Source organism: Bradyrhizobium sp. USDA 3262 (assembly GCF_054060035.1).
On record NZ_JBSSCT010000001.1, the window covers coordinates 2,136,698 to 2,162,039 of the forward strand.

The 25,342-nt window shown below is 65.0% G+C and carries 22 protein-coding genes; 17 read left to right on the forward strand and 5 right to left on the reverse strand.

Annotated elements, in window-relative coordinates:
• Positions 1-30: 30 nt before the first annotated feature.
• Complete coding sequence (locus tag ACVWYP_RS09885; RefSeq protein ID WP_028342252.1) at positions 31-1,143, reverse strand: AI-2E family transporter; 1,113 nt, start codon at positions 1,141-1,143, stop codon at positions 31-33.
• A 227-nt stretch (positions 1,144-1,370) separates the two neighbouring features.
• Between ACVWYP_RS09885 and ACVWYP_RS09890 the strand changes: the two genes are divergently transcribed.
• From ACVWYP_RS09890 to ACVWYP_RS09900, 3 genes are all read left to right on the forward strand, one after another.
• Positions 1,371-2,201, forward strand: coding sequence for a L,D-transpeptidase (locus ACVWYP_RS09890; protein WP_304498488.1), 831 nt, complete (start codon positions 1,371-1,373; stop codon positions 2,199-2,201).
• Positions 2,202-2,488: 287 nt separating this feature from the next.
• Positions 2,489-3,121 carry a DUF2865 domain-containing protein gene (locus ACVWYP_RS09895; protein WP_304498489.1) on the forward strand — a complete coding sequence of 211 codons (633 nt, stop codon included), beginning with the start codon at positions 2,489-2,491 and terminating at the stop codon, positions 3,119-3,121.
• A 112-nt stretch (positions 3,122-3,233) separates the two neighbouring features.
• A complete protein-coding gene (locus ACVWYP_RS09900) occupies positions 3,234-3,389 on the forward strand; it encodes a Thivi_2564 family membrane protein (protein WP_016842974.1) in 156 nt (51 codons plus the stop codon).
• 457 nt (positions 3,390-3,846) lie between these two features.
• On the opposite strand, the gene ACVWYP_RS09905 is transcribed toward ACVWYP_RS09900, so the two are convergent.
• The 3 genes from ACVWYP_RS09905 to cysD form a co-directional block, all read right to left on the reverse strand.
• Positions 3,847-6,009, reverse strand: a complete 2,163-nt coding sequence (locus ACVWYP_RS09905; RefSeq protein ID WP_304498490.1) for a malate synthase G — start codon at positions 6,007-6,009, stop codon at positions 3,847-3,849.
• 146 nt (positions 6,010-6,155) lie between these two features.
• Positions 6,156-8,075, reverse strand: a complete 1,920-nt coding sequence (cysC, locus tag ACVWYP_RS09910) for an adenylyl-sulfate kinase (RefSeq protein WP_304498491.1) — start codon at positions 8,073-8,075, stop codon at positions 6,156-6,158.
• Between the two features lie 63 nt (positions 8,076-8,138).
• Entirely contained in the window at positions 8,139-8,933 is a 795-nt protein-coding gene (gene cysD, locus ACVWYP_RS09915) for a sulfate adenylyltransferase subunit CysD (RefSeq protein ID WP_038386140.1), read from the reverse strand.
• A 247-nt stretch (positions 8,934-9,180) separates the two neighbouring features.
• On the opposite strand from cysD, the gene cysG reads away from it, so the two are divergent.
• The 14 genes from cysG to ACVWYP_RS09985 all read left to right on the forward strand — a co-directional run bounded on the left by cysG (position 9,181) and on the right by ACVWYP_RS09985 (position 23,704).
• Positions 9,181-10,632 carry a siroheme synthase CysG gene (gene cysG, locus ACVWYP_RS09920; RefSeq protein ID WP_304498492.1) on the forward strand — a complete coding sequence of 484 codons (1,452 nt, stop codon included), beginning with the start codon at positions 9,181-9,183 and terminating at the stop codon, positions 10,630-10,632.
• Complete coding sequence (locus tag ACVWYP_RS09925) at positions 10,629-10,946, forward strand: DUF2849 domain-containing protein (protein WP_028334721.1); 318 nt, start codon at positions 10,629-10,631, stop codon at positions 10,944-10,946. Before cysG ends, ACVWYP_RS09925 begins: the two co-directional genes overlap by 4 nt.
• 12 nt (positions 10,947-10,958) lie before the next feature.
• Positions 10,959-12,614 (forward strand): nitrite/sulfite reductase, encoded by a 1,656-nt coding sequence (locus ACVWYP_RS09930; RefSeq protein ID WP_304498493.1) that lies wholly within the window; start codon positions 10,959-10,961, stop codon positions 12,612-12,614.
• The gene (locus ACVWYP_RS09935) at positions 12,601-13,116 is read left to right on the forward strand and encodes a DUF934 domain-containing protein (protein WP_028342245.1); all 516 of its coding nucleotides are present in this window, start codon (positions 12,601-12,603) and stop codon (positions 13,114-13,116) included. The genes ACVWYP_RS09930 and ACVWYP_RS09935 overlap by 14 nt, the downstream gene beginning before the upstream one ends.
• Entirely contained in the window at positions 13,113-13,841 is a 729-nt protein-coding gene (locus tag ACVWYP_RS09940) for a phosphoadenylyl-sulfate reductase (RefSeq protein WP_028342244.1), read from the forward strand. Before ACVWYP_RS09935 ends, ACVWYP_RS09940 begins: the two co-directional genes overlap by 4 nt.
• A 204-nt stretch (positions 13,842-14,045) precedes the next feature.
• Positions 14,046-15,035 (forward strand): sulfate ABC transporter substrate-binding protein, encoded by a 990-nt coding sequence (locus tag ACVWYP_RS09945; protein ID WP_304498494.1) that lies wholly within the window; start codon positions 14,046-14,048, stop codon positions 15,033-15,035.
• A gap of 50 nt (positions 15,036-15,085) precedes the next feature.
• Positions 15,086-15,892, forward strand: a complete 807-nt coding sequence (gene cysT, locus ACVWYP_RS09950; RefSeq protein ID WP_028342242.1) for a sulfate ABC transporter permease subunit CysT — start codon at positions 15,086-15,088, stop codon at positions 15,890-15,892.
• An 8-nt stretch (positions 15,893-15,900) separates the two neighbouring features.
• Entirely contained in the window at positions 15,901-16,863 is a 963-nt protein-coding gene (gene cysW / locus ACVWYP_RS09955) for a sulfate ABC transporter permease subunit CysW (protein WP_439711146.1), read from the forward strand.
• Complete coding sequence (locus tag ACVWYP_RS09960; protein ID WP_028342240.1) at positions 16,853-17,902, forward strand: sulfate/molybdate ABC transporter ATP-binding protein; 1,050 nt, start codon at positions 16,853-16,855, stop codon at positions 17,900-17,902. The genes cysW and ACVWYP_RS09960 overlap by 11 nt, the downstream gene beginning before the upstream one ends.
• 302 nt (positions 17,903-18,204) lie before the next feature.
• On the forward strand, positions 18,205-18,702 hold the full coding sequence (locus ACVWYP_RS09965; protein WP_028342239.1) for a CAP domain-containing protein: 498 nt from the start codon (positions 18,205-18,207) through the stop codon (positions 18,700-18,702).
• Between the two features lie 187 nt (positions 18,703-18,889).
• Positions 18,890-20,059: a DUF3734 domain-containing protein gene (locus ACVWYP_RS09970; protein WP_438077346.1), complete on the forward strand. Its 1,170-nt coding sequence runs from the start codon at positions 18,890-18,892 to the stop codon at positions 20,057-20,059.
• A 12-nt stretch (positions 20,060-20,071) separates the two neighbouring features.
• Complete coding sequence (locus tag ACVWYP_RS09975) at positions 20,072-20,860, forward strand: 3-hydroxybutyrate dehydrogenase (RefSeq protein ID WP_304498496.1); 789 nt, start codon at positions 20,072-20,074, stop codon at positions 20,858-20,860.
• A gap of 241 nt (positions 20,861-21,101) precedes the next feature.
• Positions 21,102-22,499, forward strand: a complete 1,398-nt coding sequence (locus ACVWYP_RS09980; protein WP_304498497.1) for an FAD-binding oxidoreductase — start codon at positions 21,102-21,104, stop codon at positions 22,497-22,499.
• Positions 22,500-22,522: 23 nt separating this feature from the next.
• On the forward strand, positions 22,523-23,704 hold the full coding sequence (locus tag ACVWYP_RS09985) for an MFS transporter (protein ID WP_304498498.1): 1,182 nt from the start codon (positions 22,523-22,525) through the stop codon (positions 23,702-23,704).
• An 84-nt stretch (positions 23,705-23,788) separates the two neighbouring features.
• Here ACVWYP_RS09985 and ACVWYP_RS09990 read toward each other — a convergent pair whose 3' ends face one another.
• Complete coding sequence (locus ACVWYP_RS09990) at positions 23,789-25,171, reverse strand: oligosaccharide flippase family protein (RefSeq protein ID WP_304498499.1); 1,383 nt, start codon at positions 25,169-25,171, stop codon at positions 23,789-23,791.
• Positions 25,172-25,342: the final 171 nt, after the last annotated feature.

Below are 25,342 nucleotides of genomic sequence, written 5' to 3' on the forward strand. Positions count from 1 at the left end.
CGGTGCATGGTTCCCGATGCGAAACCGGGGCTAGTCTTCCGGCAGCTGCGGCGAATTGACCGGCATCAAATGCTCCTTGACGATCAGCGCCACGATCAAGAGCGGCGACGACAGGAAGGCGCCCATCGGACCCCACAGCCAGGTCCAGAACGCCAGCGCCAGAAAGACCGCGAGCGCATTCAGCGACAGCCTCCGTCCGACGATCGTCGGCGTCACGAAATGTCCTTCCAGGAAGGTCACGACCGCAAAACATGCCGGCGCGATCAGCCCGGCGCCGATGGTCGGCGAGGCGATGATGCCGACCACGACCAGCACGACGAACATCGCGACCGGACCGATGATCGGAACGAAGTTCAGCGTCGCGGCGAGCGCACCGAGCCCGGCCGGGGTTGGCATGCCCGTCATCGCGCAGATCGCGCCGGTGACGATGCCGACGCCGACATTGATCATGGTCACCGTCAGCAGATAATTGCCGAGATGGGTCTCGACCTCGTTGAGGATGCGCAGCGTACGCAGCCGCGCCGTGCGTTCGCTGAAGGCCATCACCAGTGCGCGGCGCAGATCCTTCCAGCTTGCGATGAAAAGGATCAGGGTCGCGATGAACAGCAGGAATTCGGCGAAGGTCGGCGACAGGAATTCCAGCGTCGGCTGCACCCACTCGAATTTCGGCAGCTGGAGCGTGGCCAGCGTATCGGAGCCGCCGACCATGGTCTGCAATTCCTGCCACAGCGCGAGCGGCCGGTCGAACACATGCAGTTTCTCCCTCAGGATCGCGCCGAGTTCGGGCAGCCGCGAGCTCCACTCCATCACCGGCGAGGCGATCAGCCCGACCATGAAGCTGACGGCGGCGCCGACCGCGATCACGATGACGACCGCGCCGAGCGCGCGCGGGATCCGATAGCGTTCAAGCATGCTCGCCGCCGGCGACAGCATGGTGCCGACGATGAAAGCCATGGTGATCGGGAGGAAGAAGGCGCGTGCGAGATAGAGCACCGCCACAACGACAATGACCAGCAGGGCGATCAATGCGAAGGCGACGGCCTCGGCGCGGCTGACAACCGGCGGCAGTTCGATCTTGCTGTCGGGGACGGGCGTGCCTTCGGGCGCATTGCCAAGCAGGTCTTCACTCGGAAAGGCGCGCACCGAACTCCTCCCGCGTGAGGACGAACAAACCCGTCGCGTGGTCGCCCCGCGCGCCGAATTGCGCGATGACAACTGATCGCCGCGGAGAAAGTTCCATCGCGGCTTCGTGAGACGTGACGGGTTGACAATCGCGACCTCGCGACGATTCGCGGCGGAACTGACTCGCGGCCCTGCGCGTTGGCCCGGCATCGCATCACCACGATGCGCATCCCGTCCAGGGGCAGCACATGACACAGCAGCCTGTTTCCAGCCGCCGGCTTGCGTCGCGCGCCGCGCGCACCCTTGCCCGCACTCTCGCCATCGGCAGCGTCCTGTTGGTGACGCCGCTTGTCGTCAGCACGTCGGCCAGCGCCCAGGTCCGCTCTTCTGCGCTTGGCTATGCGTCGACGCAACCGGGCGCATTTCCCGCCGATGAGGTGATGAACGACCCTTCGAGTGGGGCCGGTGAGGACGGCGCGCTGCCAGAGCGGCTGCGCCGGACCACCGTCGCGCTCAACACGACTGAGGCACCCGGCACCATTATCATCGATACCGGCAACACCGCACTTTATTACGTGCTCGGCGGCGGCCGGGCGATCCGCTATGGCGTCGGCGTCGGCCGCGAAGGCTTCACCTGGGCCGGCGTGCAGAGCATCAGCCGCAAGGCGGAATGGCCGGACTGGCATCCGCCGGCCGAGATGATCAGGCGCCAGCCCTATCTGCCGCGCTTCATGGCCGGTGGCCCGGGCAACCCGCTCGGTGCGCGCGCGATGTATCTCGGGTCCAGCGAATACCGCATCCACGGCACCAACGATCCCTCGACGATCGGCAAGTTCGTCTCGTCCGGCTGCATCCGCCTGACCAATGAAGACGTTTCCGACCTGTTCAGCCGGGTCGATGTCGGTACCAGGGTCGTGGTGCTGCCGAAGAACGCGCCGCACCTCGCCGCGCGCGAGATCGGCTCGACCACGACGCAGATCTCGGTCCGGCCGGCCGCGGCGCGGCCGCGCCCAGCGGCGATGACGCTGCCTTCCGGGCGTCAGGCAATGAACATCCCGACGGCTTCCTCGTTGTACTAGTGTGCTGAATGCGAAGTTCGTGCGATTTCGCGGCAGCCGCTTTCACGAACTTCGCATTCATAAAGCACACTAGAATCATAAGTTTCCTAGTGTCCTTATCGAATCCGAAGTTCGCTCCGAAGGTGCGGCAAATGATGCGAACTTCGGATTCGGGACACTAGAGCGTCTTCGAGCGAAGTGGATACCCGTTCGCGTGAAGAAAACGCGTCAGAACAAGAATCGAGAGCCCCGTTCCGATTCAATCGGAACGGGGGGCTCCAGGGATCGGGATTGTACCGAGGTCGGTAATGGTGAAACGGCACGTGAGACGCTGCGCGTTTGGGACGGCGGCATTGCTCGGCCTGTCCCTTGCGCCCGCAGCGCAAGCTCAGGATTTCTTCTCGCAACTGTTCGGCGGCTTCATGCATGGCCGCCCGCCGGTGATCCGGATGCCGTTCGACGACGGCCCGGCGCCGATGGCGCCGCGGATCGAGCGCCGTCCGCGCTATGACGTCGGCCAGGCCTATTGCGTGCGGACCTGCGACGGCCGCTATTTCCCGCTTGCGGCGACCGGCAACCAGAGCAAGGCGGAAAGCTGCAACAGCTTCTGTCCGGCGAGCGCGACCGAAGTGGTCTATGGCGGCAATATCGACAACGCCGCGACGGAAGACGGCAAGCCGTATTCCGAGTTGCCGAACGCGTTCCGCTATCGCGACGAGCTGGTCTCGGGCTGCACCTGCAACGGCAAGGACTCGGTCGGCCTCGCCGCGGTGAAAATCGAGGACGATCCGACCTTGCGCAAGGGCGACATCGTTGCCGGCAAGGACGGGCTGATGTCGGTGGGCCGTCCGGACCGGCGCGGCGCGCAGCTCAACTTCACGCCGGCGCCGGATCGCATCCGCGCCAAATATGGCCGGCCGGCGGTGCTGGCACGCGAGTAGCGTCGATCGCACGCGGGCGGTCGCTTTCGGTTCCTGGCGCGGAACCGGCCTGCCTCCTGCACGTTAGCAAAGGGCGAACAGCACATTCACCGATGCCATCAGGGGGCTCCGCATGCTCGTCGGCGTACTCGTCACCTTCCTTGTCGTTATTCTCGTTCTTTATCTCATCAACATGCTGCCGCTCGACGGCCGCGCCAAGCAGATCGCCCGCGCCGTCGTCATCATCATCGGCATCGTCTCGCTGCTGAAGTATCTGGCAGTGTTTTAGATCCGTCATTGCGAGGAGCGAAGCGGAACCATCCTCATCGTCGTCCCTGCGAAAGCAGGGACCCATACTCCGCGGCTTTTATTGTGAACGGGATGCGTCGTTCCGGCGCTATCCAACAACTACCATTCGTGGTTATGGGTCCCTGCTTTCGCAGGGACGACGATGACGGTGGGACGCGATTCAAGTTGTCAAACAGCTTCTCGGTGTCGCCCCCCGCGCATGCATGCGCGGGTGATGACACGGCGAGGGCGTCGGCACGATTTCGGAATAATGGAATAATGCCGCTGATTTGCCCGACGAGTCAAGTTGCCGTGTCCGCAGGCCGCCGCCGGCACCTTTGCATGGGGTTGTTTTCGATAATTTGGCAGTGCGCCCCTGCGACGGCAGGCTCGCGGCGCCAACAAAAAAGCCCCGGCTCGCACCGGGGCTTTGCTTAGTCGTTGCGATCGCTCGCGGATCAGCCCGCGGCCTTGGCCTCGCGGCGGCGCGCGGTGAGGATGTATTCGGTGTAGCCGTTCGGCTGCGTGCGGCCTTCGAAGATCAGGTCGCAAGCCGCCTTGAAGGCAACGCCACCAAATGAAGGCGCCATCGGCTTGTAGAGTGAATCGCCGGCGTTCTGCTTGTCGACGACGACAGCCATGCGCTTCAGCGATTCCATCACCTGATCCCTGGTGATGACGCCCTGGTGCAGCCAGTTCGCGAGGTGCTGGCTCGAGATGCGGAGCGTGGCGCGGTCTTCCATCAGGCCGACATCGTGGATGTCGGGCACCTTGGAGCAGCCGACGCCCTGGTCGATCCAGCGCACGACGTAGCCCAGGATGCCCTGGCAGTTGTTGTCGATCTCCTGCTTCACGTCGTCGGGCGCCCAGTTCGACTGCGACACCGGAATGGTGAGGATGTCGGACAGCTTTGCGCGCGGCCCGCCCTTGGCGAGATCCTGCTGCCGGGCGATCACGTTGACCTGGTGATAATGCAGCGCGTGCAGCGTGGCCGCGGTCGGCGACGGCACCCAGGCGGTGGTGGCACCGGCCTGCGGATGGCCGATCTTCTGCGCCAGCATGTCGGCCATCTTGTCGGGCGCGGCCCACATGCCCTTGCCGATCTGGGCATGGCCGGGCAGGCCGTCGATCAGGCCGTTGTCGACGTTCCAGTCCTCATAGGCCTTGATCCATGGCTGCGCCTTCATGTCGTTCTTGCGGATCATCGGACCCGCTTCCATCGAGGTGTGGATCTCGTCGCCGGTACGGTCGAGGAAGCCGGTGTTGATGAACATGATGCGCTTGGAGGCGCGCTGGATGCAGGCCTTGAGGTTGACCGTGGTGCGGCGCTCCTCGTCCATGATGCCGACCTTCAGCGTGTTCTCCGGCAGGCCGAGCATCTTCTCGACCTCGGCGAACAGGTCGCAGGTCAGCGTCACCTCGTCGGGGCCATGCATCTTCGGCTTGACGATATAGGCCGAGCCGGTGCGGCTGTTCTTGACCTTGGAATTGCCCTTGAGGTCGTGGATCGCGAGCAGGCCGGCGACCGCGGCATCCAGGATGCCTTCCGGGATTTCCTCACCCTTGGCGTCGAGCACGGCGTCGGTGAACATGTGGTGGCCGACATTGCGCATCAACAGCAGGCTGCGGCCGTGCAGCTTCAGCTCGCTGCCGTCGGGCTTCCTGTAGACGCGGTCGGCATTGAGCGAGCGGGTCAGCGTCTTGCCGCCCTTCTCGAAATCGGCCGACAGCGTGCCGTTCATCAGGCCGAGCGTGTTGCGATAGACCAGAACCTTGTCCTCGGCGTCGACGGCGGCGACCGAGTCTTCCATGTCGAGAATGGTGGAGACCGCCGATTCCAGGGTCATGTCGGCGACGCCGGCCGGGTCATCCTTGCCGATCACGTTGTTGCGGTCGATCTTGACCTCGACATGCATGCCGTTGTTGACGAGCAGGATCGCGGAAGGCTGGGCGGCGTCGCCCTGATAGCCGGCGAACTGGGCGGCGTTCTTCAGCGCGGTCGAGTTGCCGCTCTTCAGCTTGACCGAGAGCTGGCCCGCGATCACGGCGTAGGAGGTCACGTCGGTGTGGCTTCCGGTCGCAAGCGGCACGGCGGCGTCGAGGAACGCCTTCGCCTTCGCGATCACCTTGTCGCCGCGGGCCTTGTTGTAACCGCGGCCAGCCTCGCTCGGATCGTGCGGGATCGCGTCGGTGCCGTAGAACGCGTCGTACAGCGAACCCCAGCGCGCGTTGGCGGCGTTCAGCGCGTAGCGGGCGTTGGTGAGCGGCACCACCAGCTGCGGGCCGCAGATCTTGCCGATTTCCTCGTCGACATTTGCGGTCTCGACCTTGTGGGTCGCGGGCTCGGGCAGCAGGTAGCCGATGTCCTTGAGGAACGCGGTGTAGGCGTTGATGTCGAACGCCTTGCCCTTGTTGACGCGATGCCAGTCGTCGATCTTGGCCTGCAGCGCGTCGCGGACCGCGAGCAGCTCGCGGTTCTTCGGTCCGAGCTTCTGGATGATGGCGGCAAGTCCGGCCCAGAACGCATCCGGGGCGATCCCGGTTTTCGGCGTCGCCTCCTTGGCGATGAAATCGAACAGGACAGGGGCGATCTTCAATCCATGGGCATCGACACGAGTCATGATGGGCTTTCTCAAAGAAACGGGGCGTTTAGGGGCTGTTTTCGAGAGAAATCAGCAAAAAACGCGCCAAAGAGCCGCGTTCACGGCCCTTTTAGCCCTAAAGCCACGGCTCTGAGAAGGCCCCCCAGAGGAGGAGGCCATGCCGCCTAGATATTCGCCGCGAGGTCGGTCAGTTCGTCGAACAGGATGCCGGTCGTGGCCAGCATCCGCTCGATCTCGTCGGTGGCATCGCTGACCGAGCGGTTCGAGGTGTCGATGGTCAGTTCATTGCCGGTCGGCGGCTGGTAGTCATTGGTGATGCCGGTGAAGGACGGCAATCCGCCGGAGCGGGCCTTGGCGTAATGGCCCTTGGGATCGCGGGTCTCGCAGACCTCGGCCGGCGTCGCGACATAGATCTCGCGGAACGCGCTGTCGGCGATGCGACGTGCGACCGCACGGTCGGCAGCCGCGGGCGACACCGCGGCGACGATCGCGATATGGCCGTTGCGCGCCAGATGGGTAGCGACTTCGGCGAGGCGGCGGATGTTTTCGGCGCGGTCCTGCGGCGAGAAGCCGAGATCGCCGTTCAGCCCGGCACGCAGCGTGTCGCCGTCGAGCAGGATCGGCGAGCCGCCATTGCCGAACAGGCGCCGCTCCAGCGCCCGCGCCAGGGTCGACTTGCCCGAGCCGGGCAGGCCGGTCAGCCAGATCACCGCGCCGTTGTGATGGTAGCGCGCCGAGCGCTCGTCCGGCCGCAACGCGGACTCCACCGGCACGATATCGACCGGCACCGCCGGCCGGCCGGCGTCGACCGACAGCACGAGACCGCCGCCGGCGATCCGGCCGTTGACCTCGATCACGAGGCGGCCGGTGCGCGGATTGTCGGTGTAGGGATCGGTTGCAACCGGCTGCGCCAGCGAGATGTCGATCTCGCCGACATGGTTGCGTGCGATCGCGGTGTTCTCTTCGTTGGACAGCGCGCCGGGATCGATCGCCTTCTCGATCGCGACCACGGTGGCGCGGCTTTCCTTGGTGCCGAGCCGGATCAGGATCTGCTCGCCCTTGGTCAGCGGCTTGTCGTGCAGCCAGAAGATCCGGGCGCGGATGCGGCGGGTGTCGCGCGGGCTTTGCCCGGCATGCCCGATGATGTCGCCGCGCTCGAGGAACAGCTCGCGGTCGAGCGTGATGCCGACCGAGCGCCCGGCGCCCTGCGGGGCGCCCACCGGCGTCACCGGCCAGCTCTCGACGGTCTTGATCTGCGCGATCTTGCCGGTCGGCATGATCACGATCTCGTCGCCGGCCTTCAGGCTGCCGGATTCAATGCGGCCGGCCACGATGCGGCGGTCGTCGAACTTGTAGATAGCCTGCACCGGCAGCCGCAGCGGCAGCTCGGCCAGCGGGCGTGCCGGCTCGAGCGCATCGAGCGCCTCGACCACGGTCGGTCCCTGGTACCAGTCGATCCGTGCCGTGCGCTCGGCAACGCCGTCGCCGTCGCGCGCCGAGATCGGGATCACCGCCGTGGGCGTCACGCCGAGGCCGGTCAGATGCGCGGAAATCTCGTCGCTGATCTCCTTGAAGCGATCGGCGCTGAACTCGACGCGGTCCATCTTGTTGACCACGACCGCGACCTGCTTCACGCCGAGCAGATGCAAGAGATAGCCGTGCCGCCTGGTCTGGTCGCGCACGCCTTCCAGCGCATCGATGATCAGCACCGCACCGTCGGCCTGCGAGGCGCCGGTGATCATGTTGCGCAAGAACTCTGCGTGGCCCGGCGCGTCGATCAGCACGACGTCGCGCGAGCGGGTGCGGAAGCGGATCTGGGTGGTGTCGATGGTGATGCCCTGGTCGCGCTCGGTCTGCAGCGCATCGAGCAGGAACGACCACTCGAACGGCATGCCGCGCCGCGCGCTCACCGCCTTCAGCATTTCCAGCTTGCCGTCCGGCAGGCTGCCGGTCTCATGCAGCAGGCGCCCGACCAGCGTCGACTTGCCGTGATCGACATGGCCGACGATGACGATGCGCACCTGCGGCCGCGTCGTGCCGTTGGGCGTTGCCGAGATCGAGGCGGTGGGAAGGATCATGTTCATCGGAACGCTCGCACGAAGTGGGAAGCCAGTTTGCTTGGAGTCAGGTGTTGCTTCGAGTGTCGATCAGAGATAGCCGGCGACGCGCAGCCGCTCGAACGCATCCTCGGTCTCGTGGTCGAGCGCGCGGCCGGCGCGCTCCGGGACCTTGGTGCCGTCGAGCTCGGTGAGGATCTCGTCGATGTTGGAGGCGGTGGAGGCGACCGGGAAGGTGATGTCGGCATCACCCAGCGAGCGGTAGCGCTTGCCGTCCTTGGCGAGATAGAGCGGGATGATCGGAATGCCTTCGCGCTTGGTGTAGGCCCAGATGTCGGCCTCGGTCCAATGCAGGATCGGATGGATGCGCAAATGCGCGCCCTGCGGCGGCGAGGCGTTGAACTGGTCCCAGAACTCCGGCGGCTGGTCGCGGACGTCCCATTCGCCTTCGAGGCCGCGCGGCGAGAACACGCGCTCCTTGGCGCGCGTCGCCTCCTCGTCGCGGCGGATGCCGGCGATCAGTCCGTCAAAGCCGAATTTGTTGAGTGCGAGCTTCAGCCCCTCGGTCTTGCGCGCGGCGGAACGCGCGGCCGGCGGCAGGGTCGGGTCGACGCTGTCGATCGGCGGGCAAGGCTCGACGCGCAGGTCGAGGTCCCATTCCTTGCCGAAGCGGTCGCGGAACGCATACATCTCCGGAAACTTCTTGCCGGTGTCGACGTGCAATGCCGGGAACGGGACGCGGCCGAAGAACGCCTTGCGCGCCAGCCAGATCATCACGTTGGAATCCTTACCGAGCGACCACAGCAGCGCGAGCTTCTTCAGCCGGGCGAACGCCTCGCGCAAAATGTAGATGCTCTGCGCCTCCAGCTCGTCGAGATGATCCATCGACGGAGGGGGCTGATTGGCAGGAATCCCCGGCACGGAAGATGCATTGCTAAGGGCTGCGGACCGCGTCCTGGCGGCGACGGATTCGTTGTCGAGAAGATGCATCTCTTGGCCTTGGCCTGTGGAGTTGAAAATTCTAAAGTTGCGCTGCAATAGAGAAGAAATAATTTTCTCTTTGCTGGGCTTGATCGAGAGATAAATAGAAAATAATTTCAGTCAACCCCCAAATTGGGGAAGCGAGTGTCTGATGCGATATCTGCCGGTGTTTCTGGATCTGCAAAGCGGCAAGGTGCTGCTCGTTGGAGCGGGCGAGCTCGTGCGCGCCAAGTTGCGGCTGCTCGCAGCCGCCGGCGCCGCAGTGCGCTGGTACGCGACGGACGGCGATCATGACATTGCCGGTCTCACGGCGGAGGACGCCGCGCGGATCGAGCGCGCCGAAGGCGATCCGCTCACCGCCGATCTCTCCGATGTCATCGCCGTCCTCTGTGCCGGCGCAGGCGAGATCGGTGTTGCGATGTCGGTGCGCGCCAAAGCGATCGGCCTGCCGGTCAACGTGATGGACGACCTCGTACATTCCACCTTCATCATGCCGGCGATCGTCGATCGCGGCGATGTCGTGGTCGCAGTCGGCACCGGCGGCACGTCGCCGGTGGTTGCGCGCCGCATCCGCGAGAAGATCGAGGCGGTGCTGCCGGCGCGGATCGGCGATCTCGCCGGCTTCATCGGCGGCGTCCGCAAATCGATCCACGCCCGCATCGAGGAGTTTCCGCTGCGCCGCCGCTTCTGGGAGCGCATCGTCGACGGCCCGATCGGCGCACTGGTGCTGGCCGGCCGCAAGGACGAGGCCGAGCGGGCGCTGAACGCGATCACCGATCCCGCCGCATTCGCCGGCGCGAGCGCGGAAGGCAAAGCCATTGGTCACGTGACGCTGGTCGGCGCCGGTCCCGGCGATCCGGATCTGCTCACGGTGAAGGCGTTGCGCGCGCTGCAGGATGCCGACGTCGTGTTCTACGACGAGTTGGTGTCGTCGGAAATTCTCGATCGCATCCGGCGCGATGCCACGCGGATCCCGGTCGGCCGCCGTGTCGGCAAGCCCGGCATCGGCCAGGACGCCATCAATGCACTGATGATCGAGGCGGCGCAGTCGGGCCAGCGCGCGGTGCGGCTGAAGGGCGGCGATCCCTTTATCTTCGGCCGCGGCGGCGAGGAAATCGAGGCGCTGCGCGACGCCGGCGTCGCCTACTCCATCATTCCGGGCGTCTCGGCCGGTCTGGGTGCGGCCGCGCAATTCGAAGTGCCGCTGACCTTCAGGCACGAGGCGCTGCGCATCACCTTCCTCACCGCGCACAAGGCGCGCGATGCCGAGGTCGTCGACTGGTCAGTGCTGACAGACAAGAAGATGACCGTCGTCGTCTATATGGGCATGACCGCGGCGCCCTCGATCCGCGAAGGCATGCTTGCCGCGGGCCGCTCGCCGGAGACGCCGGTCGGCGTGTTCGCGCGCGTGACGCGGCCGGATGCCAAGGCCGCGGTCGGCACGCTGGCGCGGCTGCCCGAGCTCGTCAAACAGGTCGATGGCGGTCCCGCCATTCTCATCATCGGCGACGTGGTCGCGCATTCCGCGCCGTGGAGCCGGTCCAACGTCACCCAACTCTTCTCCAACCAGATGTTCTCCGAACTGCTGAAAGCTGCCGAATGACCTCTCCGCTTGAACAGAAGAAAATCAGGATCACGGGCCCCTCGGTGGTGACCGCCAACCGCACCTGGGATGGTGCCGTGGTGTACCGAACCGCCAAGCAAGGCTGGTCCACCGAACTGTCCGATTCCGCCGTCGTCAGCACCTCCGACGACGCGCGCGCGCTTTTGGCCGAAGCTACCGCCGACGATGTCGGCGCGGTCGGCCCCTACATCGCGCCGGTCGAGCTCAAGGACGGCGGCAAGCTCAAGCCGGGCAATCTTCGCGAACACATCCGCGCCAAGGGCGTCACGATCGATCTTCAGGTGCCGGCGTAAGGCTCATCCATCATGTATGCATATGACGAACTCGACCGCACGCTGATCAACGAGCGTGTTTCGGAATTCCGCGACCAGGTGAAGCGCCGCCTTTCCGGCGAGCTCACGGAGGACGAATTCAAGATCCTGCGCTTGCAGAACGGCGTGTACCTGCAATTGCACGCCTACATGTTCCGCGTCGCGATCCCCTACGGCACGCTGTCGTCGAAGCAGCTGCGCCGGCTCGCCCATGTCGCGCGCCGCTACGACCGCGGCTACGGCCACTTCACCACGCGGCAGAACATCCAGTTCAACTGGATCAAGCTCGCCGAGCTGCCCGACGCGCTGGCCGATCTTGCGGAAGTCGGCATCCATGCGATGCAGACCTCCGGCAACAACATGCGCAACGTCACCTCGGACCAGTGGGCCGGCGTCGCGCCGGGCGAGATCGAAGATCCGCGGATCTGGTCGGAGCTGATCCGCCAGCACACCACGCTGCATCCGGAATTCTCGTTCCTGCCGCGCAAGTTCAAGATCGCGATCACCGCCGCCGAGCACGATCGCGCCGCGATCAAGATCCACGACATCGGGCTGCGCCTGCACAAGAATGCCGACGGCGAGACCGGCTTCGAGGTGCTGGTCGGCGGCGGCCTCGGCCGCACGCCGTTCATCGCCAAGACCATCAAGCCGTTCGTTTCGGGCCGCGATATCCTGAGCTACATCGAGGCGATCCTGCGCGTCTACAACCAGTACGGCCGCCGCGACAACATCTACAAGGCGCGCATCAAGATCCTGGTGCACGAGCTCGGCATCGAGAAGTTCGCCAAGGAAGTCGAGGAGGAGTGGAAGGCGATGGGCGATGTCGGGCTGACGCTCGATCACGCCGCCATCGAGGAGGTGCGCTCGCGCTTCTCCTATCCGCCTTACGAGAAGCTGCCGCACATGCCGGACGAGCTGAAGCAGGCCGCGCATGATCCGCTGTTCGAGCGCTGGCGCAAGAACTCGGTCGCGCCGCACAAGGTGCAGGGCTATTCGATCGTGACGCTGTCGCTGAAGCCGGTCGGTGGCCCTCCGGGCGATGCCACCGCCGAGCAGATGGACGCGGTCGCCGATCTCGCCGACAAATATTCGTTCGGCGAGATCCGCGTCGGCCACGAGCAGAACCTGGCGCTGCCGCACGTCGCCAAGCGCGACCTGCCGCAGCTGTTCAAGGCGCTCGACCGCCTCGGCCTCGCGACGCCGAACGTCAACCTCGTCACCGACATCATCGCCTGCCCCGGGCTGGATTACTGCTCGCTGGCCAATGCGCGCTCGATCCCGATCGCGCAGGAGCTGACGCGGCGCTTCGCCAACCACGACACCGCGGACCTGATCGGGCGGCTGCACATCAACATCTCCGGCTGCATCAATGCCTGCGGCCATCACCATGTCGGCCACATCGGCATTCTCGGCGTCGAGAAGAACGGCGAGGAATTCTACCAGATCACGATCGGCGGCCGCGCCGACGAGAACGCGCAGTTGGGTACGCTGATCGGCCCGGCCGTTCCCTATGCGGAAGTCGCCGACGTGATCGAAGACATTGTCGAAGCCTATCTCGCGCTGCGCGACCGTCCCGAGGAATTGTTCGTCGATACGGTGAAGCGTCTGGGCGTCGAGCCTATCAGGGAGCGGGTCTATGCCACTCGTTAAGCAGGGAAGAATCACCACCGATCTGTTCGTGCATGTCGCCGACGGCGCCGAGCTGCCGGGCGACGGCGCGGTGCTGGTGAGCGCCGAGCGCTTTCTCGCCGATCCGGAGGCGCTGCTGCGCCGTCCCGGCAAGCTAGGGGTGATCTGGCCGAACAACCGTAACCTCGACGATCTTGTGCCGCATCTCGACCGGCTGGCCTCGGTCGCGCTGGTGTTTCCGACCTTCCGCGACGGCCGTGCCTACAGCCAGGCCCGCCTGCTGCGCGAGCGTTACGGCTATGACGGCGAGCTGCGCGCCACCGGCCAGATCCTGCGCGACCAGTTCGTGTTCATGACGCGCGCCGGCTTCGACGCCTTCGAGGTGAAGAAGGATGCCGATGCCGACGCGTTTGCCGCGACCATGAAGCGCTATTCGGTGTTCTACCAGCCGACCGGCGACGGCCGCGTCACCGCACTCAACCGCCGCACGCAGCTGCGTCACTCGGAGAGCGCCGGCCAGTGAGCACGCTTGCACCAGAGCTCGCAGTGGCGCCGGCCGCATTGCCCGCGGCCGATGCGCTCGATCGCGCGCTGCGCACGGCGTCACCCGCCGAGGTGATCGCGGCCGCGGTCAAGACGCTCGGCCGCGAGAAGGTGGCGCTGGTGTCGTCGTTCGGCACCGAGTCCGCCGCGCTGCTCAAGGTGATGGCGGACGTCGATCCGGCGATCCCGGTGGTGTTTCTCGATACCGGCTGGCTGTTCGAGGAGACGCTGGCCTATCGTGACACTTTGATAGCCACGCTCGGCCTCACCGATGTGCGTTCGATCAAGCCCGATGAGGAAGCGCTGTCGCGCCAGGATCCGGACCGCGAATTGTGGTTCACCGATCCCGACGCCTGCTGCCGCATCCGCAAGGTCGAGCCGCTGGCGCGCGCGCTGAAGCCGTTCGCCGGCTGGATCAACGGCCGCAAGCGTTTCCAGGGCGGTGCCCGCGCCGACATCCCGGTTGTCGAGGATGATGGCGTCAGGCTGAAATTCAATCCGTTCGCCAATGTCTCCCGCGAGGAGATCGAGGCGATCTACACGCTCGGCAAGCTGCCGCCGCATCCACTTGTCGCATCGGGATATCAGTCGGTCGGGTGTATGCCTTGCAGCAGCCGGTCCGCTGCCGGCGAGGATGCGCGCGACGGCCGCTGGCGCGGCCGGGCCAAGACGGAATGCGGCATCCATACAATGAAGATGTCATAGGGCATGGAGCAGGGCGCTCGATCGCGATGACGGTTCATCGCGATTTGGCGACGCGACAAAGCCTTCGCAGTGCGGCGACTTCGTAGCACAAGCGCGCTGCGCCGCCGAAAACAAAGAAAACCGGTTTCGTTGACTTAAGACCACTTCGCCGTGAGTTATGTCTTGCGTGTTCCCTGACATTTCTCAGGTTGAATGGAGACAGAAATGATCCGTCGTATCCTGCCGCTGGTCGCGGGACTGTTGTGGGCGAGCTCGGCCTTTGCGGCCGACTATTCGCTGCTGAACGTGTCCTACGATCCGACGCGCGAGCTCTATGTCGATTTCAACAAGGCGTTCGCCGCGGCCTATCAGAAGGAAACCGGCAAGAGCGTCGAGATCAAGCAGTCGCATGGCGGCTCGGGCTCGCAGGCGCGCTCGGTGATCGACGGATTGCAGGCCGATGTCGTCACGCTGGCGCTTGCCTATGACATCGATGCGATCGCGGGCAAGGGCCTGATCGCCGCCGACTGGCAGAAGCGGCTGCCGCTCAATGCCTCGCCCTACACCTCGACCATCGTGTTCCTGGTGCGCAAGGGCAATCCCAAGGGCATCAAGGATTGGGACGATTTGATCAAGCCCGGCGTCAGCGTCATCACGCCGAACCCGAAGACCTCGGGCGGCGCGCGCTGGAATTATCTCGCCGCCTGGGGCTATGCGCAGAAGAAGTTCGGCTCGGCCGACAAGGCGAAGAAATTCGTCGCCGACCTCTATCAGAACGTGCCGGTGCTCGACACCGGCGCGCGCGGCTCGACCGTCACCTTCGTCGAGCGCGGCGTCGGCGACGTGCTGCTGGCGTGGGAGAACGAAGCTTTTCTGGCGCTGCGCGAATTCGGCGCGGACAAGTTCGAGATCGTGGCCCCGCCGCAGTCGATCCTCGCCGAGCCGCCGGTCGCCGTCGTCGACAAGGTGACCGACAAGAAGGGCACCCGGGCGGTCGCCGAAGCCTATCTGAAGTACTGGTACACCAAGGAAGGCCAGGAGATCGCCGCGCGCAACTCCTATCGGCCGCGCGATCCCGAGATCGCCAAGGAGTACGAAAAATCCTTCGCCAAGGTTGAACTTTTCACCATCGACGACGTTTTTGGTGGTTGGACCAAGGCGCAGAAGGAGCACTTCGCCGAGGGCGGCATCTTCGATCAGATTTACAAGAACTGATCGGATTATCAGGGGGATATGTGAGCACAGCGGTTGCACGGCGCAGTACCCTGCCGGGGTTCGGTCTCACCATGGGACTGACCCTGACATGGCTCTCCGTTATCATCCTGATTCCGCTGGCCGCGCTGTTCCTCAAGACGTTCGAGCTCAGCCTCGACCAGTTCTGGGGCATCATCACCAGCCGCCGCACCCTGAATGCCCTGAAGATTTCGTTTGGGCTTTCGTTTGCGGCCGCCTGCGTCAACCTGGTGATGGGCACCATCATCGTCTGGGCGCTGGTGCGCTACCGCTTTCCGGGCCGGCGGCTGTTCGACGCCATCGTCGATATTCCCTTTGCCCTGCCGACGGCGGTCGCCGGCGTCGCGCTGACGCAGCTGTTCGCCCAGAAGGGCTGGCTCGGCGCGCCGCTCGCCGAGCTCGGCATCAAGGTCGCGTTCACGCCGATCGGCATCTTCATCGCGATGATCTTCATCGGCATTCCGTTCGTGGTGCGCACGGTGCAGCCGGTGCTGATCGATCTCGATCCCGAGATCGAGGAGGCGGCGGCGAGCCTGGGCGCCAATCGCTGGCACACCGTGTTTCGCGTCATCCTGCCGAGTTTGATTCCGGCGCTGCTCACCGGCTTCGCGCTGGCCTTTGCCCGCGCCATCGGTGAGTACGGTTCGGTGATCTTCATCGCGGGCAATCTGCCCAATGTCTCCGAGATCGCGCCGCTGCTGATCGTGATCCGGCTGTCCGAATTCCGCTATGCCGATGCCACCGCGATCGCGGTCGTGATGCTGGTGGCCTCGTTCCTGATCATCTTCCTGATCAACCGGCTGCAGCGCTGGGCGCAAGCCCGCATCCCCGTGCATTGAGGCTCAAGATGTCGATGCAGACGGGATTGGTGACCTCGACCTCGCAACTGCGGACCTACGCACCCGCGACCGATGTCAGCGTGGCGGCGCCGGCGCCGCGGCTCGAGATCGCGCGCGCGGAGCCGGGGACGGCGCAGCGCAACTTGCGCACCGAGCCCGGCCCGGTCCGCTTCATCATCATCGCGCTGGCGATCGCTTTCCTCAGCATCTTCGTCGTGCTGCCGCTGGTCGTGGTGTTTGCGTCGGCCTTCTCGAAGGGGATCGGCGCGTATCTCGCGGCGCTGGCGGAGCCCGAGGCGCTCGCCGCCATCAAGCTGACGCTCTTGATCGCCGCGATCTCGGTCACGGTCAATCTCGTGTTCGGGGTGATCGCGGCCTGGGCGATCTCGAAGTTCGAGTTCACCGGCAAGACCTTCCTGATCACGCTGATCGATCTGCCGTTCTCGGTCTCGCCGGTGATTTCGGGCCTGGTCTTCGTGCTTTTGTTCGGCGCGCAGGGCTATTTCGGGCCGTGGCTGCAGGCCCATAACGTCCACATCCTGTTCGCGGTGCCCGGCATCGCGCTGGCGACGATCTTCGTCACTTTCCCCTTCGTGGCGCGCGCGCTGATCCCGCTGATGCAGGAGCAGGGCACCCAGGAAGAGGAGGCGGCGATCTCGCTCGGCGCCTCCGGCCTGCAGACCTTCTTCCGCGTCACGCTGCCCAACATTAAATGGGGCCTGCTGTACGGCGTCCTGCTCTGCAACGCGCGCGCGATGGGCGAGTTCGGCGCGGTGTCGGTCGTCTCCGGCCACATCCGCGGCGAGACCAACACGATGCCGCTCTTGGTCGAAATTCTCTACAACGAATACCAGTTCGTCGCCTCGTTCGCGATCGCGTCGCTGCTCGCGATGCTGGCGCTGATCACCCTGGTGGCGAAAACCGTTCTCGAGCGGCGGCTCGACGAGGCAGAGGTGCCCGATGGCGATTGAAGTCAAGAATATCGTAAAGACGTTCGGCAGCTTCGCCGCGCTCGACAATGTCGATCTCAAGGTCGCCGACGGTGAGTTGCTGGCCCTGCTCGGTCCATCGGGTTCCGGCAAGACGACGCTCCTGCGCATCATCGCGGGCCTGGACTGGCCTGACTCGGGCGAGGTCGCGATCGACGGCGAGAATGCGCTCTCGCGCGGCGCCAGCGAGCGCCAGGTCGGCTTCGTGTTCCAGCACTACGCGCTGTTCCGCCACATGACGGTGTTCGAGAACGTCGCCTTCGGCCTGCGCGTGCAGCCGCGCGCGATCCGCAAGGACGAAGCGACGATCCGCGCCCGCGTCAAGGAATTGCTCGACCTGGTGCAGCTCGATTGGCTGGCCAACCGGTATCCCAGCCAATTGTCCGGCGGCCAGCGCCAGCGCATCGCGCTGGCGCGCGCGCTCGCGATCGAGCCGCGGATCCTCCTGCTCGACGAGCCGTTCGGCGCGCTCGATGCCAAGGTGCGCAAGGAGCTCAGGCAATGGCTGCGCTCGCTGCACAACGAGATCCACGTCACCTCGATCTTCGTTACCCATGACCAGGAAGAAGCGCTCGAAGTCGCCAACCGCGTCGTGGTGATGGACAAGGGCAAGATCGAGCAGATCGGCTCGCCCGGCGAGGTCTATGACAATCCGGCGACTGCCTTCGTGCACGGCTTCATCGGCGAATCCATCGTGCTGCCGGTCGACGTTGCCGGCGATGCGGTGCGGCTGGACGGCCGTCCCCTGAACATTCCGGCCTTGGGCGCGGCGTCCGGCGCGGCAAAACTGTTCGTCCGCCGCCACGACATGGCGGTCGGCCCGGCTGGAACCGGCGCCCTGGAAGGCGCCATCCGGCATGTCCGTTCGTTCGGTCCGATCCAGCGCGCCGAGGTGGCCCTGTCGGGGAGCGAGGGCAAGACCGTGATCGAGATCGACGCCCCCCGCGACCGCGAGCTCCAGGCCGGCGAAATCGTCTCCCTGCAGCCCCGCCGCTACCGGATCTTTGCCGCCCAGGAGTAGGGCCGTAGCCCCGCGCGAAGTGCCCGTAGCCCGGATGAAGCGCAGCGAAATCCGGGGCTTCGTTCCGCGGATGGGCTGTCCCGGATTACGCTTCGCTTCATCCGGGCTACCAGGCCAACAATCTCACCTGTCATTCCGGGACGGTCCGCAGGACCGAACCCGGAATCTCGAGATTCCGGGTTCGATGCTACCGCATCGCCCCGGAATGACGGCGTTTTGTGTGGCCAAAAGTTAGCCCCTGTTCACCATTCAGCCACGGTTGGTATGCAACAACGGCGGGCCAACCTTGGGGGTTCTCAAAAGTGAAACGGACGACGGTCGCCCTGTTCGGGCTTCTGGTGCTTGCCGGCTGCGCCGCCGACACCAAACTCCCGGAAGAACCGACCATGTATCTCAACATGGCACAGCCCGGCGCGGTGCTGGATAGCCAGGCCGCCGCGATCATGTTCTCGCAGTACCGCCAGAACAATGGTCTTGGCACGGTGGTGGTGGATCCGGATCTGACCAAGCTCGCCGAGCAGCAATCGCAGGCGATGGCCGCCCGCAACAAGATGGACCACGACGTGAAGGCCCCGCTCGGCAAGCGGCTGCAGGCCGGGGGCTATCCTGCGACGGTGGCGGTCGAGAACATCTCGGCCGGCTATCACACGCTTGCGGAAGCCTTTTCGGGCTGGCGCGATTCACCGCCGCACAAGGCCAATATGCTGAAGGGCGGTGTCACAAAAATGGGCATCGCGGCGGTCTATGCACCCAACACCAAGTACAAGGTGTTCTGGACGCTCATTTTGGCGGCAACCTGATCTCGATAAATTCCGCGTGATCTGGAGCATGATCCGGAAAAGTGTGAGGCGGTTTTCCCTGCGACAAACGCGAAGCGTTTGCGCGGAGATCATGCTCAAACAAAGAGCCCCGCATCTCGTTGATTGACGCCGCGGCGAACAGCCGCCACGGTGCGCCTGAAGTCATTTCCTGACCCAACGGTTACGCATGGATACTTCGGATTCCGCGCCGGCCTCGACGCCCGCGCAAGCGCAGCGCGTGCTGGTTCTCCAGGGCGGCGGCGCGCTCGGCTCCTATCAGGCCGGCGCCTTTCAGGCGCTCTGCCACGCAGGCTTCGAGCCGGAATGGATCGCCGGCATCTCGATCGGCGCCATCAACGCCGCGATCATCGCCGGGAACGAGCCGGCCGAGCGCGTGCCGCGGCTGAAGGAATTCTGGGAGATGGTGTCGGCGCCGGTGCCGTGGAATCCGGTCTCGAAGCATGAACGCGCCCGCTCGCTGTTCAACGAGACCAGCGCCGCCATCATCGCGACCTTCGGCGTGCCCGGCTTCTTCACGCCGCGGATCCCGCCGGCGCCGCTGTGGCCGCCCGGCAGCTCGCAATCGCTGAGCTATTACGACACCGCGCCCCTGAAGAAGACGCTGGAGCGCCTCGTTGATTTCGACCGCATCAACGATCTGAAGACGCGCCTGTCGGTCGGCGCGGTCAGCGTCACCTCGGGCAATTTCCGCTATTTCGACAATTACGAGTTCAGGAAGCTCGGCAAGAAGATAGGCCCCGAGCACATCATGGCCTCGGGCGCGCTGCCGCCGGGCTTTCCGTCCGTCGTCATCGAGGGCGAGCATTACTGGGACGGCGGCATCGCCTCCAACACCCCGCTCGACTTCGTGCTCGACGAGGAGACCAGCCGCGATCTCCTGATCTTCCAGGTCGATCTGTTCAGCGCGCGCGGGCCGTTGCCGGAGACGCTGCTGGAGGCCGCCGAGCGGGAGAAGGACATCCGCTATTCCAGCCGGACGCGGATGAACACCGACAAGAACAGGCAGATCCACAACGCCCGAATGGCGGTGCGCGACCTGATCGGCAAGCTGCCCGATTACCTGAAGAACGATCCGTCGGTCGAGCTGCTGCGCAAGGCGTCCAAGGAGAACACCGTCACGGTGGTTCACCTGATCTACAAGAGCAAGAACTACGAGAGCTCCTCGAAGGACTACGACTTCTCCCATGTTGCGATGGTCGAGCACTGGGGCGCGGGCGTCCGCGACGTGCATTTGTCGATGCGTCACAAAGAATGGCTAGAACGGCCGCAGTCCGGGGAAACCATGGTGACTTACGATCTCACGGGGGATGAACCCACACCCCCCGCAAGCAAATAGGAGCGACCGATAATGGGTACGTTGACAGGCAAGACCGCCGTTGTGACCGGCTCGACCAGCGGCATCGGATTGGCGATCGCGCGCGCCTTCGCGGGAGCCGGCGCCAATATCGTTCTCAACGGCATGGGCGTTCCGGCCGATATCGAGAAGGAGCGTTCGGGCATCGAGACCGACTTCAAGGTCAAGGCCGTGCATTCGCCGGCCGACATGACCAAGCCGGCCGAGATCGCCGACATGATTGCGCTCGGCGAGAAGACCTTCGGTTCGGTCGATATCCTCGTCAACAATGCCGGCATTCAGTTCGTGTCGCCGATCGAGGAATTCCCGCCGGAGAAGTGGGAAGCGATCATCGCGATCAATCTGTCGTCGGCGTTCTACGGCATCCGCGCCGCGGTGCCCGGCATGAAGAAGCGCGGCTGGGGCCGCATCATCAACACCGCCTCGGCGCACTCGCTGGTCGCTTCCCCCTTCAAGTCGGCCTATGTCTCGGCCAAGCACGGCATTGCCGGCCTCACCAAGACGGTGGCGCTGGAGCTCGCGCAGCACAAGATCACCTGCAACTGCATCAGCCCGGGCTATGTCTGGACCCCGCTGGTCGAGCACCAGATCCCGGAGACCATGAAGGCCCGCAACATGACCAAGGAGCAGGTCATCAAGGACGTGCTGCTCGCCGCGCAGCCGACCAAGGAGTTCGTGACCTCCGATCAGGTCGCGGCGCTTGCGCTGTTCCTGTGCAGCGACGACGCCGCGCAGATCACCGGCTCCAACTACTCGATCGACGGCGGCTGGACCGCGGAGTAATTTTCCGGCGGGATTTGGCGGCTTCAGAACAAGCCGGCCCTGATTGGATCAGGGCCGGCTTTTGTTTTGAGGCAGCGGGCCAGGGCGGACGACATCGCAGGCGGTGCGCATGTCGGCGTCGTCGCCAGCGCCTGGAGCCATCCCTTTTCGGCAAATTTCGCAACTTTTTCCGATCGGATTCAGGACGATTTGGCACGCCGTGAGATGATGGCATGGGCATTCGTGGCGAGGAGCAAATCGGATGGAGCAGCGGCAGCCATATGACGAGGTGATGGGCAAATCGCATTCCGAGCTTCGGTCCGCCTCCCAGCTACGGCTCAAGGGCAAGGTGGTCCTCGCCGGGAGCGCCGGTTACGACGAGGCGCGCAGGGTCTGGAACGGCGCCGTCGACAGGCGGCCGGCCATGATCGCCTACTGCGCGGATACCCAGGACGTGGTCGAGGCTGTGACGTTCGCGAGGTCCCGCACGTTCCCGGTGGCCGTTCGCAGCGGAGGCCACAACGTCGCCGGCCTCTCGGTCTGTGACGGCGGCATGGTCATCGACCTGTCGCGGATGAAACGCATCGACGTCGATCCGGTCCGGCGCACCGCGCGCGCGGAGGCCGGCCTCGATCTCGGCGAATTCGATCGTGCCACGCAGGCGCACGGCCTGGCGACCACCATGGGGGTCAACAGCGACACCGGCATCGCCGGGCTGACGCTTGGCGGCGGCTTCGGCAAGCTCGGGCGAAAATACGGGTTGACCTGCGACAATCTGATTGCCGCCGAAGTGGTGACAGCCGAGGGACAGGTCTTAAGGGCCAGCGCGACCGAACACCCCGACCTGCTCTGGGGCTTGAAAGGCGGCGGCGGCAATTTCGGCATCGTGACTGCGTTCGAATACCGGTTGCATCCGATCGGCACGTCGTTGCCCGTGGCGTCAACGCTTTATCCTTACGATCAGGCGCGCGAGGCCATGCAGTTCTACGATGAATTCGCCCGAAACGCTGCCGACGAGGTCAACGTCGATGCGGCCCTTGTGACGCTGCCGTCGGGCGACCGGTTCTTCAACATCTCCGGTTGCTACGTCGGCTCGCATCATGACGGTGAGCGCGCGCTTTCGCCGATCGTCAAGTTCGGCTCGCCCGTCGAGACGCGCCTCGCAACCGTGCCCTATCTCGAGATTCAGTCGGGTGGCGATGCCCTGTTTCCGCGGGGACGCCGCTATTACTGGAAGGCGCAGTTCCTGCGCGAGATCGGTGCGGGCGCGATCGACGCGCTGCTCGACGCCTATGCGAGAGCCCCCAACACCTCGTCCTTGCTGGTCCTCCAGCATGTCGGCGGCGCAATTGCACGGGTTCCGGTATCGAACTCGCCCTACGCAAACCGCGATGCGGCGTTCGACTGCTTTCCCGTGGCGGTCTGGGACGATCCGGCCGGTGACGAGGCGAACATGCGTTGGGCGCGCGAGTTGTGGAGTGCCGTCAGGCCCTATTCGACCGGCGGCGTCTATGCCAACAACCTCGGCGACGAGGGCGAGGATCGTGTCCGCGACGCCTATGGCGAGAACTATGCCCGGCTGGCCGCGCTCAAAGCCAAATACGATCCGACCAATTTCTTCCGCCTGAACCAGAATATCAGGCCGACGACACAATCATGATAACTGGAACTGGAGGAAACCAGATGCGCAGCCGCTGGACCATGCTTGCGGTCCTGTTCGTCGCTCGTGCCACCATCGCCTTTCAGTTTCAGAGCGTCGCGGCCATCGCGCCGCAGCTCAGCCAGGGTCTGGGCGCGAGCCTGGCCGATATCGGCGTTCTGATCGGGCTCTACTTTGCGCCGGGCGCCTTGCTTGCCTTGCCTGGCGGCGCGATCGGCCGCCGCTATGGCGACAAGTTGGTGGTGCTTGCCGGTCTCCTGATGATGCTGGCAGGCGAACTGCTGATGACCACGTCAATGTCGTGGAGCGTGCAGATCGCGGGCCGACTGACTGCCGGCATCGGCGGCGTCCTCCTGAACGTTCTGATGACCAAGATGGTCGCGGACTGGTTTGCCGGCCGGGAAATCGCCACCGCGATGGCCATTTTCATCAACTCATGGCCGGCCGGCATCGCCGTCGCTCTCATGTTGTTGCCGGCAATCGGAGCCACGCTCGGGCTCCATGCCGTCAATCTTGCCGTCGCCGGGGTGATCCTGATCGGTCTCGGCCTCATCGCTCTGGTTTATCGCGCGCCGGATGCGGCCGTCGCGGTTGAAGGCGAGCGCAGCAGCCTGACCGCGGACACGATCTGCGCCGTGATTGCCGCCGGCCTGATCTGGTGTCTTTACAACATCGGTTTTGCGATGATCTTCAGTTTTGGTCCGTCGATGCTTGTCGAGCACGGCTGGTCCGGCGCCGCAGCCGGATCAACCATCAGTATCGTGCTCTGGCTCGCCGCCCTTTCGGTGCCGTTGGGCGGCTTGCTCGCCGATCGGACCAGGCGCGGCGAGGTCATCCTGGTCACGGGCTGCATCGCCTTCGCGCTCCTGACACTGCTCCTGTCGCGCAGCGGCACGGTGCTTCCCGTCGTCATTGCTCTTGGAATCCTCTGTGGCTTGCCTGCCGGTCCGATCATGAGCCTGCCTGCGCGTGTGCTCGAGCAGAAGACGCGGCCGATCGGAATGGGAATATTCTACACCGTCTTCTACGCCGGCATGCTGGCGGGACCTGCGATCGGAGGAAAGCTCTCCACCTCGGTCGGCTCCGCCAGCGCGGCGCTCGACTTCGGCGCCGCCGCGCTGCTGGCTTGCCCGGCCGTGCTGTGGTTCTTCCGCCGTATGGTTGCCGGCCACGATTGGCAGCAGGCGGACGTCAGGCGCGCCTGACAGGCGCAAGGTTGAACGCGGTCAGGCAGGTTTTCCAGTCCGGCGGCGGTCATGCCATCGCATTAGGCCGCGTCCGGCGGAATGCTATGGCGCCGGTCGCCGCTTGCCGAACGCCAATACGTGCAGCCCGAGGCGCGAGCGCACCACATAGAACAAGAGGATCGTCTCGAAGGTCAGCGACAGCGAGGTCGACGCGGCGGCGCCCATGCCGCCGTAGCGGGGGACGAGGGCGATGCAGAGCCCGACATTCATCAGGAACGACACCGCATAGGCTATTGCGCAGATGCTCTGGTGGCCGAGCATGTTCAACAGCCGCTCCACCGGGCCGATCGCCGAGCGGACCACGAGGCCGATCGCGGCGACGAACATGATGCTGTAGCCGTCGACGAATTTCGGGCCGAACAGCCACAGCAGCGGCTTGCCGAACGCCAGTAGGGCGACGGTCGCGAGCAGCGAGGGCCAGAACGTCCAGCTGATGGCGTGCGCGACATAGGCCGACAGCCGGTCCTTGTCGCCGAGCGCGTTGTATTCGGCGAAGCGGTGCGCCGTGGTCGCCGCCATCGCGTAGTGCACGAACGACACCAGTGCCAACGTCTTCACCACGGCGAAATAGATGCCGACCTCCTCGGACGAGCGGAATTGCTGCAGCATAAGCACGTCGGTGTAGCCGAGCAGGAGATAGAAGCTCTCGACCAGCATGATCGGCAGCGAGATCGCGAACCAGCCTTTGACGTCGTAGCTCTTCTCGCCCCGCCCGAGGTGGGCGGTGAGGCGGCGGTTGAGCACGACCATCTGGCCGATCGCCGCGATGTACACCGCGGCGGCGCTCGCGATCATTGCCGCGGTGGCGCCGAGATTGAGGCCGAGCGCCAGCGCGCCGGCGGTCAGCGCGATGATCAGCCCCTGCCGCACGATGAACTGCGGCATCAGGCCGAGCTGCATCCAGTCATGCGCGCGCGAGATGCCGTCCTGGGTGTTGGCGACGACGAAGGGCGGCAAGGTCAGGCAGCCGATATAGAGCGGCACGATTGCGTTGGGATCGATCCAGGGCGAGGCGAGGTGGATCACGCCGGCGAGCAGCAGCGCGACCATGCTGGACGTCGCAAGCACCACCCAGCGGCCGCCGGAAAGGAAGCCGCGCAGCGCCGCAAGGTCGCCGCGCGCGCGGTATTCCGGAATGATCTTCTGCGCGGAGGGCGCGATGCCGAAATCCATCGTGCTGCCGAGCAGCAGCACCCAGGTCCAGACATAGACATAGATGCCGTAGTCCGAGCCGCTCATCCAGCGCGCCAGCAGGATCTGCGCGAGATAGGCGATGGCGGCGCTGATGACGCGGATGGCGAAGATCATGCCGGCGAGGCGCTTGGTGACCGACGCCTCATTGGTGCCGCCGAGCGCGCGCGCGGCGAGCCCTCGCAGGCGTGCGGCCCGGCCCAATGGCGCAGAGGTTGCGGATTGTGTCTCCATCACAGCCAAGGCGGAAAAATTCCTAAAGCGCCGCGAGGCGGCAATGGCCCCGATCTATCAACGAAACGTTAAGATTGGGTTGGGTGACGCACCCCTTCGGGGTCGTCCCGGGGCAGTGCGAAGCACTGAACCTCAGGTGCGCAATTGCGCACCGGGGGAGCTCGAGATTCC

Excerpts from the sequence above, each read along its gene's own strand:
- ACVWYP_RS09890 (WP_304498488.1), top strand. The coding sequence starts at position 1,371 with ATGACACAGCAGCCTGTTTCCAGCCGCCGGCTTGCGTCGCGCGCCGCG.
- ACVWYP_RS09895 (WP_304498489.1), top strand. The coding sequence starts at position 2,489 with ATGGTGAAACGGCACGTGAGACGCTGCGCGTTTGGGACGGCGGCATTG.
- ACVWYP_RS09900 (WP_016842974.1), top strand. The coding sequence starts at position 3,234 with ATGCTCGTCGGCGTACTCGTCACCTTCCTTGTCGTTATTCTCGTTCTT.
- ACVWYP_RS09905 (WP_304498490.1), bottom strand. The coding sequence starts at position 6,009 with ATGACTCGTGTCGATGCCCATGGATTGAAGATCGCCCCTGTCCTGTTC.
- cysC (WP_304498491.1), bottom strand. The coding sequence starts at position 8,075 with ATGAACATGATCCTTCCCACCGCCTCGATCTCGGCAACGCCCAACGGC.
- cysD (WP_038386140.1), bottom strand. The coding sequence starts at position 8,933 with ATGGATCATCTCGACGAGCTGGAGGCGCAGAGCATCTACATTTTGCGC.
- cysG (WP_304498492.1), top strand. The coding sequence starts at position 9,181 with ATGCGATATCTGCCGGTGTTTCTGGATCTGCAAAGCGGCAAGGTGCTG.
- ACVWYP_RS09925 (WP_028334721.1), top strand. The coding sequence starts at position 10,629 with ATGACCTCTCCGCTTGAACAGAAGAAAATCAGGATCACGGGCCCCTCG.
- ACVWYP_RS09930 (WP_304498493.1), top strand. The coding sequence starts at position 10,959 with ATGTATGCATATGACGAACTCGACCGCACGCTGATCAACGAGCGTGTT.
- ACVWYP_RS09935 (WP_028342245.1), top strand. The coding sequence starts at position 12,601 with ATGCCACTCGTTAAGCAGGGAAGAATCACCACCGATCTGTTCGTGCAT.
- ACVWYP_RS09945 (WP_304498494.1), top strand. The coding sequence starts at position 14,046 with ATGATCCGTCGTATCCTGCCGCTGGTCGCGGGACTGTTGTGGGCGAGC.
- cysW (WP_439711146.1), top strand. The coding sequence starts at position 15,901 with ATGTCGATGCAGACGGGATTGGTGACCTCGACCTCGCAACTGCGGACC.
- ACVWYP_RS09960 (WP_028342240.1), top strand. The coding sequence starts at position 16,853 with ATGGCGATTGAAGTCAAGAATATCGTAAAGACGTTCGGCAGCTTCGCC.
- ACVWYP_RS09970 (WP_438077346.1), top strand. The coding sequence starts at position 18,890 with ATGGATACTTCGGATTCCGCGCCGGCCTCGACGCCCGCGCAAGCGCAG.
- ACVWYP_RS09975 (WP_304498496.1), top strand. The coding sequence starts at position 20,072 with ATGGGTACGTTGACAGGCAAGACCGCCGTTGTGACCGGCTCGACCAGC.
- ACVWYP_RS09980 (WP_304498497.1), top strand. The coding sequence starts at position 21,102 with ATGGAGCAGCGGCAGCCATATGACGAGGTGATGGGCAAATCGCATTCC.
- ACVWYP_RS09985 (WP_304498498.1), top strand. The coding sequence starts at position 22,523 with ATGCGCAGCCGCTGGACCATGCTTGCGGTCCTGTTCGTCGCTCGTGCC.
- ACVWYP_RS09990 (WP_304498499.1), bottom strand. The coding sequence starts at position 25,171 with ATGGAGACACAATCCGCAACCTCTGCGCCATTGGGCCGGGCCGCACGC.